The sequence below is a fragment of the Streptomyces sp. NPDC053755 genome, assembly GCF_040677675.1.
Taxonomy (GTDB): domain Bacteria; phylum Actinomycetota; class Actinomycetes; order Streptomycetales; family Streptomycetaceae; genus Streptomyces.
Window position 1 is genome coordinate 100,522 of the sequence record NZ_JBFASK010000010.1, and the last position, 12,527, is coordinate 113,048.

The following is a 12,527-nucleotide window of genomic DNA, read 5'->3' on the forward strand; positions in this document are numbered from 1 at the left end:
GACCGCGACCGGCAGGCCGGCGCGCGCTGACCGCCCGCCGTCGCCCGCGGCCTACGGGGTCCGCTCCTCGCCGTCCGTCAGGACCGGGAAGCGGCGAGGCGCCAGCGTGAGCAGCACGACGAGGGCGATCGCCGCCGCGGCCGCCGCGCCGAGGTAGACGTAGTCGACCGCCGCGTCGACGGCGTGCCGCAGCCGGTCGGCGGCGGAGTCCGTCAGGGAGCCGGGCGCGTCCAGGGCTCGGGCGAGGCCGTCGAGGTCGCCGCCGCCCCCGAGCCGGGCGGCCAGCACGCCGTTGGCGACCGCCCCGAAGAGCGCCGCGCCGATGCTCTGCCCGACCTGACGGCAGAAGAGGACGGACGCGGTCGTCGTCCCACGCTCCTCGTACGGGACCGTCGACTGGACCCCGACGATCAGCGGGAGCTGGAAGAGGCCGAGGGCGCCGCCGAGCAGCAGCATGAGCAGGGCCGGCTGCCAGGGTTCCCCGGGGAAGGGCAGGAAGGGGAAGGCGAGCAGGACGAGCAGGGCGAGGCCGATGCCGATGACGGCGGTGGAACGGAAGCCGATGCGGTTGTACACCCGGTTGGACAGGGCCGCGGTGACCGGCCAGCTGAGGGTCATGGCGGAGAGCACGAAACCCGCGGCGATCGGCCCGAGGCCGAGAACGGCCTGGGCGTAGGTCGGCAGGAAGACGGTGGGGGCGACCATCAGGAGTCCCAGCGCCCCGAGGGCCAGGTTGACGGCGGCGATCGTGCGACGGCGCCAGATCCAGCCGGGGATGATCGGTTCGGCGGCCCGCCGTTCGACGATGACGGTGACGCCGGCGAGGGCGAGCGCGCCGCCGAAGAGCCCGAGCGAGGGGGCGGACAGCCAGGGCCAGGCGACTCCGCCCTGGACGAGGGCGGTCAGCAGCAGCACCCCGGTGCCGAAGATGGCGAGCGCCCCGGCCCAGTCGACGGACGGCCGCCCCGGCGCGCCCCCGGCCCGTTCCCGGGTGCCGGTCCCCGCCCGCACGCCCGCGGTCCGCCCCGGCTCCACGAGGTACCGTGCGATCAGCCACAGCGCCACCAGCCCGACCGGCAGGTTGATCAAAAAGATCCAGCGCCAGTCCGCGTACCCCGCGAGGAGGCCGCCCGCCGCCGGACCCGCCACCGACGCCGTAGCCCAGACGGATGACAACTTCGCCTGGATCCGGGGACGTTCCTTCAGCGGGTACAGGTCCGCCGCGAGCGTCTGGATGGTGCCCTGGAGCGCTCCGCCGCCGAGGCCCTGCACGACGCGGAAGGCGATGAGCGAGCCCATGTCCCAAGCGGCCGCGCACAGCAGGGAGCCGACGAGGAAGAGGACGGTCCCGGCGATCAGGACCGGCTTGCGGCCGAAGGTGTCGCTGAGCTTCCCGTACACCGGCAGGGTGACCGTCACCGCGAGGAGATAGCCGGAGAACAGCCAGGAGAAGACCGACAGCCCCCCGAGGTCGCCGACGATCTGCGGCACGGCCGTGGAGACGACGGTGCCGTCCAGGGCCGCCAGGGCCATGCCGAGCATCATCGCGGCGACGACCGGTCCGCGCCCCCGCGGGGTGGTGGCGGGCGCGCCGGCCCGCCGCGTCGTGGTCCCGGACACCCTGTCGTTCCTCCCCCTGCGGCCGGTGCGCGCCGGGACGCGCCGACCGTGCCGGTGCGCCGCGACGCCGTGCCGATGCGTCGTACATCTAATTGGTCGGCACAGCCTCTCACTCGAACCGTGGTGGGAGAACCCCTAGGGGGATCTCCCCCATACGGGGCAGGGGTCGTTCGTCCCGGCGGAGGACGAGGAGGGCGGGTCCCGCTCCTTACCTTGGGTTTACGGAAAACGCCCGGACCTCCGGAAAACCCCAGGGCGAAGAGTGCTGCGGACACCAGTGACCCGCGCCCCGCCACCTCCCAGACTCGACATGAGCCTGATCCGACCCACTCATAGGAGACATACCGTGACTTCGGCTGTGACCATCCCCAGGCACGGGGGTACTGGCGGACGTACGGCCGTCGCCGCGCGGGCGCGGCAGGTCGTCAAGGCGTACGGCGCCGGGGAGACCCGGGTCGTCGCACTCGACCACGTCGACGTGGACATCGCCTGCGGGCAGTTCACCGCCATCATGGGGCCCTCCGGCTCCGGCAAGTCGACCCTGATGCACTGCCTCGCCGGGCTCGACACCGTCACCAGCGGGCAGATCCACCTCGACGAGACCGAGATCACCGGGCTGAAGGACAAGAAGCTCACGCAGCTGCGCCGCGACCGGATCGGCTTCATCTTCCAGGCGTTCAACCTGCTGCCGACGCTGAACGCGCTGGAGAACATCACGCTGCCGATGGACATCGCCGGCCGCAAGGCCGACCAGCAGTGGCTGGACCGGGTCGTGGCGACGGTCGGTCTCGCCGACCGGCTGAAGCACCGCCCCGCCCAGCTCTCCGGCGGCCAGCAGCAGCGCGTCGCCGTGGCCCGCGCCCTCGCCGCCCGCCCCGAGATCATCTTCGGTGACGAGCCGACCGGCAACCTCGACTCCCGGGCCGGGGCGGAGGTGCTGGGCTTCCTGCGCCAGTCCGTGGACGAGCTGGGCCAGACCATCGTGATGGTCACGCACGACCCCGTCGCCGCCAGCCACGCCGACCGCGTGCTCTACCTCGCGGACGGCCGGATCGTCGACGAGATGTTCCGGCCCACCGCGGACGCCGTCCTGGACCGCATGAAGGACTTCGACGCGCGCGGGCGGACGTCATGACCGTCCTGAAGACCTCACTGCGCAACTTCCTCGCGCACAAGGGGCGGATGGCGCTCTCCGCCGTCGCCGTCCTGCTGTCCGTCGCCTTCGTCAGCGGCACGCTGGTGTTCACGGACACCATGAACACGACCTTCGACAAGCTCTTCGCGTCGACCGCCGCCGACGTCACGCTCAGCCCCAAGGACGCGGCCGTCGACGACGAGACGCCGCAGACCGGGCGCCCCGAGACCCTGCCCGCGTCGCTCGTCGACCAGGTCCGCCGCGCCGAGGGCGTCAAGGAGGCGCAGGGCTCGGTCGTCTCGCTGAGCGTGACCGTCGTCGACTCCCGCGACAAGAACGTCGGCCCCACCGGCGGCGCGCCGACCATAGCCGTCAACTGGTCGCCCATCGAGCTGCGTTCGGTGGACGTCACCTCCGGTCACGAGCCGCGCGGGCCCACCGACGTGATGGTCGACGGCGGCACCGCCGAGAAGCACGGCCTGAAGATCGGCGACGAGTTGCGCACCATCGCCGTCACCGGTGACTTCACAGCCCGGATCTCCGGCATCGCCGACTTCAAGGTGACCAACCCCGGCGCCACGGTCGTCTACTTCGACACCGCCACCGCGCAGCGCGAACTCCTGGGCAGGGAGGGGCTGTTCACCCAGATCACGGCCGACGCTGCCCCCGGCGTCAGCGATGAGGCGCTGAAGGCGAACATCGTCTCCGCCGTCGGCGCCGGCTACACCCTGCAGACCGCCGCCGAGGTGGCGGACGCCGGACGCGAGGACGTCGCCGGCTTCCTCGACGTCATGAAGTACGCGATGCTCGGCTTCGCCGGGATCGCCTTCCTCGTCGGCATCTTCCTCATCGTCAACACCTTCTCCATGCTGGTCGCCCAGCGCACCCGCGAGATCGGCCTCATGCGGGCCATCGGATCCAGCCGCAAGCAGGTCAACCGCTCCGTGCTCCTGGAGGCGCTGCTCCTCGGCGTGGTCGGTTCCATCGCCGGTGTCGCGGCCGGTGTCGGCCTCGCGATCGGCCTGATGGAGCTGATGGGCTCCATGGGGATGGAACTGTCCACCGACGACCTCACCGTCCGGTGGACGACGCCCGCCATCGGCCTCCTCCTCGGCATCGTCGTCACCGTCCTCGCCGCCTACATCCCGGCCCGCCGGGCCGGCAAGGTCTCCCCGATGGCGGCCCTGCGCGACGCCGGAACCCCGGCCGACGGCCGGGCCGGCCGGGTGCGGGGCGGGCTGGGACTGCTCCTCACCCTCGCCGGCGCCGGCGCGCTGGGCGCGGCGACGCAGGCCGAGAAGGCCTCCACCGGCTCCCTCTGGCTCGGTCTGGGCGTCGTCCTCTCCCTCATCGGCTTCGTCGTCATCGGACCGCTGCTCGCCGGCGGTGTCGTCCGCGTCCTCGGCGCCGTCGTCCTGCGGGTCTTCGGACCGGTCGGCCGGATGGCCGAACGCAACGCGCTGCGCAACCCCCGCCGTACGGGTGCCACCGGCGCCGCCCTGATGATCGGGCTCGCCCTCGTGGCCTGTCTGTCGGTGGTCGGCTCGTCCATGGTCGCCTCGGCCACCGAGGAGCTGGACCGCTCGGTCGGCGCGGACTTCATCGTCCAGTCCACCAACGGCCAGCCGATCATGCCGCAGGCACAGGCCGCGCTGGAGCGGACACCGGGCCTCTCCCACGTCACCGAGTACAAGTGGATCGAGGCCACGATCACCGCCCCCGGTGGCAAGCCCGTGGAGAAGGGCCTGGTCGCAGCCGAACCGACGTACGCCAAGGACCTGCGCCGCGACACCACCGGAGGCACGCTCTCCGACGCCTACGGCGAGAACGCGATGTCCGTCGGCAGCGACTACGCCGCCGAGCACAAGGTGAAGGTCGGCGACACGCTGACGGTCGCCTTCCAGGGCGGACAGAGCGCGCGGCTGAGGATCGCGGCCGTCACCTCGGACGAGAACAACGTCGACAAGGGCGTGATGTACACCAACATCACCACGGCCGCCCGGTACCTCCCGGCCGAGAAGCTGCCCCGCAGCATGATCCTGTTCGCCACGGCGCAGGACGGCGAGGAGGCCGAGGTCTACACGGCGCTCAAGGAGTCGCTGGCCGCCTATCCGCAGTACACGGTGCAGAACCAGGCCGACTACAAGCAGACCCTGAAGGACCAGGTCGGCCAGCTGCTGAACATCGTCTACGGGCTGCTCGCCCTGGCGATCATCGTCGCCGTGCTCGGCGTGGTGAACACGCTCGCGCTCTCGGTGGTCGAGCGGACCCGGGAGATCGGCCTGATGCGGGCGATCGGCCTCTCCCGCCGCCAGCTGCGCCGCATGATCCGCCTGGAGTCGGTGGTGATCGCGCTCTTCGGCGCCCTGCTCGGCCTCGGCCTGGGCATGGGCTGGGGCACGGCCGCCCAGAAGCTGCTGGCCCTGGAGGGTCTCGGCGTCCTGGAGATCCCGTGGCCGACGATCCTGACGGTCTTCGTGGCCTCGGCGTTCGTCGGGCTCTTCGCGGCGCTGGTCCCGGCGTTCCGGGCGGGTCGGATGAACGTCCTGAACGCGATCGCGACCGAGTAGCGGCCGGGCGGACCCGGGCGGACCCCGCGCGGGGGAACCGGGTTCGCCCGAACGGGTCCAAGGCACGGCCCCGGTCGGCATCGTCGCGATGCCGACCGGGGCCGTACCCGTCCCGCGTCCCCGGGGCGCCGGTCCTCCCCGTGGCCGAGTCGCCGGCGGCCGCAGCCCCCGCCCGGCGGCGCCGCCCTCCCCGGCGGGCCGGACACCTCCGCCGCCGACGGGCCCCCCGGCCCGCTGCCCCCGGCGTCCGGCCGCCGGTCGTCGCGCGGCCCCCGTCTCCGCCGTCCCACCCGTCACACGCCTGCCGCCCCGGGTTTCGGGCGCGGGTGTCGTCGGCACGTCGTAGTCTGGAGATCCCCCGGCCCGTCCCACGTGTCGGGCTGTTCGCGTTGCCCTCTCCCGGGATGGAAGTCCATGAGTCTGCACGGTCTGCTCGACGTCGTCGTCAAGGACGCGGCCCTCTCCGAAGCGGTCACGGCCGCGGCCGACGGCAACCGCATGCACGTGGACCTGGTCGGCCCCCCGGCGGCGCGCCCCTTCGCCGTGGCCGCCCTCGCCCGCCAGGCCGGACGGCCCGTGCTGGCCGTCACCGCCACCGGCCGCGAGGCCGAGGACCTGGCGGCGGCGCTGCGCACCCTCATCGATCCGGACACGGTCGTCGAGTACCCGTCCTGGGAGACGCTGCCGCACGAGCGGCTCTCGCCCCGCTCCGACACCGTCGGCCGGCGCCTCGCGGTGCTGCGCCGCCTCGCCCACCCCTCGGCGGACGATCCGGCCGCCGGGCCGGTCTCCGTCGTCGTCGCCCCCGTGCGCTCCGTGCTCCAGCCCCAGGTCAAGGGCCTCGGCGACCTGGAGCCGGTGGCGCTGCGGACCGGGCGGACGGCGGACCTGAACGAGGTCGTGGAGGGCCTGGCGGCCGCCGCGTACTCCCGGGTGGAGCTGGTCGAGAAGCGCGGCGAGTTCGCCGTGCGCGGCGGCATCCTGGACGTCTTCCCGCCGACCGAGGAGCACCCGCTCCGGGTCGAGTTCTGGGGAGACGACGTCGAGGAGATCCGGTACTTCAAGGTCGCCGACCAGCGCTCCCTCGAGGTGGCCGAGCACGGCCTGTGGGCGCCTCCCTGCCGCGAGCTGCTGCTGACCGACGAGGTGAAGCGGCGCGCCGCGGCCCTGGCCGAGGCCCATCCGGAGCTGGGCGAGCTGCTCGGCAAGATCGCCGAGGGTATCGCCGTCGAGGGCATGGAGTCGCTGGCCCCGGTCCTGGTCGACGACATGGAGCTGCTGCTCGACGTGCTGCCGAAGGGTTCCATGGCCGTGGTCTGCGACCCCGAGCGGGTCCGCACCCGGGCGGCGGACCTGGTGGCGACCTCCCAGGAGTTCCTGCAGGCGTCCTGGGCGGCCACCGCCGGCGGCGGCGAGGCCCCGATCGACGTCGGCGCCGCCTCCCTGTGGGGCATCGCGGACGTGCGCGACCGGGCGCGCGAGCTGGGCATGATGTGGTGGTCGGTCTCGCCGTTCGCCGCGGACGACGCCGACCTCGACGCCGACACGGTCAAGCTGGGGATGCGTGCCCCGGAGTCGTACCGCGGCGACACCGCCCGCGCGCTCGCCGACACCAAGGGCTGGCTGGCCGACGGCTGGCGCACGGTGTTCGTCACCGAGGCGCACGGCCCGGCGGCCCGCACGGTCGAGGTCCTCGGAGGTGAGGGCATCGCGGCCCGCCTGGACTCCGACCTGACGGAGATCTCCCCCGCGGTCGTCCACGTGGCCTGCGGTTCGATCGACTTCGGCTTCGTCGACCCGGTGCTCAAGCTGGCCGTCCTGACCGAGACCGACCTGTCCGGGCAGAAGGCGGCCGGCAAGGACGGCCAGCGGATGCCGGCCAAGCGCCGCAAGACCATCGACCCGCTGACGCTGGAGGTCGGCGACTACATCGTGCACGAGCAGCACGGCGTCGGCCGGTACATCGAGATGGTCCAGCGGACCGTCCAGGGCGCCACCCGCGAGTACCTCCTCGTCGAGTACGCCCCCGCCAAGCGCGGCCAGCCCGGCGACCGGCTGTACATCCCCACCGACCAGCTGGAGCAGGTCACCAAGTACGTGGGCGGCGAGGCGCCGACCCTGCACCGGCTCGGCGGCGCGGACTGGACGAAGACCAAGGCGCGCGCCAAGAAGGCGGTCAAGGAGATCGCCGCCGACCTGATCAAGCTGTACAGCGCCCGGATGGCCGCGCCGGGTCACGCCTTCGGCCCCGACACCCCCTGGCAGCGCGAGCTGGAGGACGCCTTCCCGTACGTGGAGACGCCCGACCAGCTGTCCACGATCGCCGAGGTGAAGGAGGACATGGAGAAGACGGTCCCCATGGACCGTCTGATCTGCGGCGACGTCGGCTACGGCAAGACGGAGATCGCGGTGCGCGCGGCCTTCAAGGCGGTGCAGGACGGCAAGCAGGTCGCCGTACTCGTCCCGACGACCCTGCTCGTGCAGCAGCACTTCGGCACGTTCACGGAGCGGTACTCGCAGTTCCCCGTCGTCACCCGGGCCCTCAGCCGATTCCAGACGGAGACCGAGTCGAAGGCGACGCTGGAGGGGCTCCGGGACGGCTCGGTCGACATCGTCATCGGCACGCACCGGCTGTTCTCGTCGGAGACGAGGTTCAAGGACCTCGGTCTGGTCATCGTCGACGAGGAGCAGCGCTTCGGCGTCGAGCACAAGGAGCAGCTGAAGAAGCTGCGGGCCAACGTCGACGTACTGACGATGTCGGCCACCCCCATCCCCCGTACGCTGGAGATGGCGGTGACCGGCATCCGCGAGATGTCCACGATCACGACCCCGCCGGAGGAGCGGCATCCGGTCCTCACCTTCGTCGGCCCGTACGAGGAGAAGCAGATCGGCGCGGCGATCCGCCGCGAGCTGCTGCGCGAGGGCCAGGTCTTCTACATCCACAACCGCGTGGAGTCGATCGACCGGGCCGCCGCCCGGCTGCGCGACATCGTCCCCGAGGCGCGGATCGCCACCGCGCACGGGCAGATGAGCGAGGGCGCCCTGGAGCAGGTGGTCGTCGACTTCTGGGAGAAGAAGTTCGACGTGCTGGTCTCCACGACGATCGTCGAGTCCGGCATCGACATCTCCAACGCGAACACGCTGATCGTGGAGCGCGGCGACAACTTCGGCCTTTCGCAGCTGCACCAGCTGCGCGGCCGTGTCGGGCGCGGCCGGGAGCGGGGCTACGCCTACTTCCTCTACCCGCCGGAGAAGCCGCTGACCGAGACCGCGCACGAGCGGCTGGCGACGATCGCCCAGCACACCGAGATGGGCGCGGGCATGTACGTGGCCATGAAGGACCTGGAGATCCGCGGCGCGGGCAACCTCCTCGGCGGTGAGCAGTCCGGTCACATCGCGGGCGTCGGATTCGACCTGTACGTACGAATGGTCGGCGAGGCGGTCGCGGACTACCGCGCCTCCCTGGACGGCGGGGTGGAGGAGGAGCCGCCGCTGGAGGTCAAGATCGAGCTGCCGGTGGACGCCCACGTCCCGCACGAGTACGCCCCCGGCGAGCGCCTGCGCCTCCAGGCGTACCGGGCCATCGCCTCGGCGAACTCCGAGGAGGACATCAAGGCGGTACGGGAGGAGCTGACGGACCGCTACGGCAAGCTGCCGGAGCCGGTCGAGAACCTGCTGCTCGTGGCGGGGCTGCGCATGCTGGCCCGCGCCTGCGGGGTGGGCGAGATCGTCCTCCAGGGCCCGAACATCCGCTTCGCGCCGGTGGAGCTGCGCGAGTCGCAGGAGCTGCGGCTCAAGCGGCTGTACCCGCGCACGGTCATCAAGCCGGCGGTCCACCAGATCCTGGTCCCGCGTCCCACGAGCGGGAAGATCGGCGGGAAGCCGGTCGTGGGACGCGAACTGCTCTCGTGGACGGGGGAGTTCCTGACCACGATCCTCGGCTCGTAGGGCGGCTCCCTCGGCCCCGGGCGCCCCCGGTCGCCCCCGGCCGGCGGCGGGTCGGCCGGCGGTGGGCGCGTGGAGTGGGGCGCGTGGGGTGACCGGGCGGGTGCGGGCCCGCGTCCGGCCGGCGCTGCGACGGGCGGGGCCGCTCGGCGTGTGCGGCGCGGCCGCCGCGGTGGGTCAGAGGACGTCGAGGTCGATCGCCTCGGCCATGGCCCGGTAGCCGGCGGCGCTCGGGTGCAGGTGGTCGCCCGAGTCGTAGACCGGCAGCAGGCGGTCGGGGTCCGCCGGGTCGGAGAGGGCGCGGTCGAAGTCGACCACGGCGTCGTACGCCCCCGACGCGCGCACCCACTGGTTGAACGCGTCCCGCTGGGCCTCGTTCTCCGGGCTGTCGTAGCGGGAGCCCTTGATCGGGGTGAGGGTCGCGCCGATCGCCCTGAGCCCCCGGGCGCGCGCCTGGCGAATCAGCTCGCGGTGGCCGGCGACGAGCTGGTCCACCGACACCCCGGCGGTGGGGTCGTCCGCGGCCCCTTGCCTGTCGGCGCCGATGTCGTTGATGCCTTCGAGGACGACGACCGTGCCCACGTTCGGCTCCGTCAGGGCGTCCAGGGCGAAGCGGTGGACGCCTCTCCCGCCGGCCCAGGCCTTGTCGCGGGTGAGCTGGTTGCCGCCGATGCCGTGGTTGAGGACGCTGCGCGGCCGCCCGGCGGCGGCGAGGCGTTCCGCCAGTTCGTCGGGGTAGCGGTCGTTCCTGTCGACGCCCGAGCCGACGCCGTCGGTGATCGAGTCGCCGAAGGCGACGATGCCGTCCCGCCGGGCGGACGGGCCGCCGCTCACCTCGACCCCGGTGAGGAGGTACCACGACCCACTCGTCTCCCGGAACTCCGCACCGGTGGTGTCGACGCTGTGGTCGCCCTCCGCGCGGTAGCTGGTGGCGGAGGCGATGGTGTGGAAGGTGGCGGGCCCGGTCGGCTCGGCCAGGTAGAGCGTGACGGTCACCGCCTCCAGTGCCCCGGCCGTGAACGGCACCCCGTCGCTGGAGACCGTGCCGCCGACCGGAACGGCGACGGACCGCTCCGTGCCGAAGGAGAGCCGCCGCACCGAACCGGGGGAGACGGAAGCGCCCTTGTCCGTGCGGGCGATCGTCGCGCCGGTGATCCGGAGCGGTGTCCTGCCGTACCGGTTGGAGAGTTCGATGCGGGCCCGGGTGCCGCCGACGCCGACCCTGACGACCTGTCGGACGGTCTGGTCGGCGAAGCCCCGCAGGGACCAGTTCGGGCCGAAGGGCTCGGCCGGCGCCTGCGGGGAGGCGGCCCAGGCGCCGTGCCAGCCGGTCCGGCCGGTCTTCGCGGGGGCGGACCCGCTCGACGAGTCGGGGGACACGGACGGGGCGACGAGCGGCAGCGCGCCGAGGGCCGCGACGACGAGCAGCGCGGCGCCCACGCGCCAGGAGGGGTTCTGGGAGGTCATGGATGTCGCCCGTCGTTCACGTTCCGAGGAGTTCAGAAGAGCAGTCCGGCGAGCGCGCGGAAGAACTCCTCGGGGTTCCGGTCGCCCATCGGTCCGCCCTCGACCCCGCTGGCGCCGCCTTCCCCGGTCTCGCCGGTGTGGCCGTCGCGTCCGACGCGCGCACCACCCGCGGTGTTCCCCGCGTCCAGGTTGCGGGTCAGGAGCAGCGTGGCGAAGCCGTGGGCCAGGGACCAGGCGGCGATGCCCGCCGTGCGGGGGTCCGTGGCGGAGCCGGTCGCGGACCCGTCGGTGGACCCGGTCGCGGAGCCGGTCGCGGACCCGTCGGTGGACCCGGTCGCGGATCCCAGGGAGTCGATGCCCGCGCGGAGTTCGGCCGAGGCGCGCTCCTTGGCGGCAAGGAGGCCAGGATCGTCGCCGCGCAGGAGGTCGGGCTGGAACATCACCTGGAAGTGGGCGGGGTGGCCGACGGCGAAGCGGACGTAGGCGACCCCCCGTTCACGCAGGTCGGGCGCGTCGGCGAGGGCGTCGGCCAGCAGGCCGAAGCCCTCGGCGGCGATCGCCGTCAACAGGCCCGTGCGGTCCTTGAAGTGGTGGGCGGGCGCCGCGTGGGAGACGCCCGCGCGGCGGGCCAGGTCGCGCAGGCTCAACGCCGCCGGGCCGTCACAGGCGATGACATCGAGCGCGGCGGTCAGGACGGCCTGCCGCAGGTCGCCGTGGTGGTAGCTGCGCCGACTGGTCATGAACACCATCCTACGCCGCATCTAGGCATTGACAGGTTCGGGCTCCCGGAGCAATCTGGACAGTGACAAGATACCGAGGGAGGAAGCCATGACCGTGGACACGGGGACAGGGGTGGAGCCCGGGCGCGTACGGCAGATGTGGCATCTGATCGAACCGCTGCACGCCCTGCTGTACTACGCCCCCGAGGCGTTCGACGAGGCCGCCCGCCTCGGCCACGACGTCGGGGAGCGCTGGCCGGCCTACTTCGCCTGGCGTGCCGCGCCGCTCGGCCCCGCCGGCCCGGAGCGGGTCGCCTCCGCCTTCTACGGCTTCAGCCCCGACATGGTCGGCCGGTACGTCCCGGCGATCTGGCGCACGGCCGCTCCCGAGGAGGTGCTCGCCGCCCGGGTGCGGGCGGTCGACCGCGCGTACCGCGGTGTCCTCGGCGAGGACACCGTCGCGAGCCCGGGCATCGCCGAGGCCGCCTCGCTCGCCCGCCGGGCGGCCGAGGCCGCCTCGACGGCCGGCCGGCCGCTCGCCGCCGCCAACGCCGCGCTGCCCTGGCCGGACGACCCGCACCTGACCCTCTGGCAGGCCGCGACGATCCTGCGCGAACACCGCGGCGACGGGCACCTGGTGGCCCTGCTGGCCGCCGGGCTCGACCCGGCGGAGTCGCTCGTCTCCTTCGCGGCGGTCGGCGCGGCGTCGGAGAAGACCTTCGGGAGCCGTGGCTGGAGCGGGGCCGAGTGGAACGCCGCACGGGAGCGCCTCGCCGCACGCGGCCTGCTCGCCGCGGACGGCACCGCCACCGAGGCCGGCCGCGCCCTGCGCGCGGACGTGGAGCTGCGGACGGACCGCCTGGCCGCCGAGCCTTGGGACGCGCTCGGCCCGGACGGGACCGCCCGGCTCGCCGAACTCCTGGGAGGGCCCTGGCTGTCGGTGCTCGGCTCGGGACTGCTGCCCGCCGAGAACACCCTCGGCATCGGCAGGATCTGAGGCCCGCCGCGCGGCGGGCCGGTCCGGGACGCACGACGGCCGTGGAGTGCGCGGGGCACTCCACGGCCGCGGGT

General features: G+C 73.3%; 7 protein-coding genes. 4 read left to right on the plus strand and 3 right to left on the minus strand.

Going from position 1 to position 12,527, the window contains the following annotated elements; all coding sequences use genetic code 11:
* Positions 1–51: 51 nt before the first annotated feature.
* Entirely contained in the window at positions 52–1,620 is a 1,569-nt protein-coding gene (locus AB0K65_RS13020; RefSeq protein WP_365715876.1) for an MFS transporter, read from the minus strand.
* Between the two features lie 346 nt (positions 1,621–1,966).
* On the opposite strand from AB0K65_RS13020, the gene AB0K65_RS13025 reads away from it, so the two are divergent.
* The 3 genes from AB0K65_RS13025 (at position 1,967) to mfd (ending at position 9,273) form a co-directional block, all read left to right on the plus strand.
* Positions 1,967–2,755 (plus strand): ABC transporter ATP-binding protein, encoded by a 789-nt coding sequence (locus AB0K65_RS13025; RefSeq protein ID WP_365715877.1) that lies wholly within the window; start codon positions 1,967–1,969, stop codon positions 2,753–2,755.
* Positions 2,752–5,325, plus strand: a complete 2,574-nt coding sequence (locus AB0K65_RS13030; RefSeq protein ID WP_365715878.1) for an FtsX-like permease family protein — start codon at positions 2,752–2,754, stop codon at positions 5,323–5,325. Before AB0K65_RS13025 ends, AB0K65_RS13030 begins: the two co-directional genes overlap by 4 nt.
* A 414-nt stretch (positions 5,326–5,739) precedes the next feature.
* Positions 5,740–9,273: a transcription-repair coupling factor gene (gene mfd, locus AB0K65_RS13035; protein ID WP_365715879.1), complete on the plus strand. Its 3,534-nt coding sequence runs from the start codon at positions 5,740–5,742 to the stop codon at positions 9,271–9,273.
* Positions 9,274–9,447: 174 nt separating this feature from the next.
* On the opposite strand, the gene AB0K65_RS13040 is transcribed toward mfd, so the two are convergent.
* On the minus strand, positions 9,448–10,737 hold the full coding sequence (locus tag AB0K65_RS13040; RefSeq protein WP_365715880.1) for an SGNH/GDSL hydrolase family protein: 1,290 nt from the start codon (positions 10,735–10,737) through the stop codon (positions 9,448–9,450).
* Positions 10,738–10,769: 32 nt separating this feature from the next.
* Positions 10,770–11,477, minus strand: a complete 708-nt coding sequence (locus tag AB0K65_RS13045; RefSeq protein ID WP_365715881.1) for a TetR/AcrR family transcriptional regulator — start codon at positions 11,475–11,477, stop codon at positions 10,770–10,772.
* Positions 11,478–11,565: 88 nt separating this feature from the next.
* On the opposite strand from AB0K65_RS13045, the gene AB0K65_RS13050 reads away from it, so the two are divergent.
* Positions 11,566–12,453, plus strand: a complete 888-nt coding sequence (locus AB0K65_RS13050; protein WP_365715882.1) for a hypothetical protein — start codon at positions 11,566–11,568, stop codon at positions 12,451–12,453.
* Positions 12,454–12,527 lie beyond the last annotated feature (74 nt).

Coding starts and splice junctions, on each gene's coding strand:
- AB0K65_RS13045 (WP_365715881.1), bottom strand. CDS start 11,477: ATGACCAGTCGGCGCAGCTACCACCACGGCGACCTGCGGCAGGCCGTC.
- AB0K65_RS13030 (WP_365715878.1), top strand. CDS start 2,752: ATGACCGTCCTGAAGACCTCACTGCGCAACTTCCTCGCGCACAAGGGG.
- mfd (WP_365715879.1), top strand. CDS start 5,740: ATGAGTCTGCACGGTCTGCTCGACGTCGTCGTCAAGGACGCGGCCCTC.
- AB0K65_RS13050 (WP_365715882.1), top strand. CDS start 11,566: ATGACCGTGGACACGGGGACAGGGGTGGAGCCCGGGCGCGTACGGCAG.
- AB0K65_RS13040 (WP_365715880.1), bottom strand. CDS start 10,737: ATGACCTCCCAGAACCCCTCCTGGCGCGTGGGCGCCGCGCTGCTCGTC.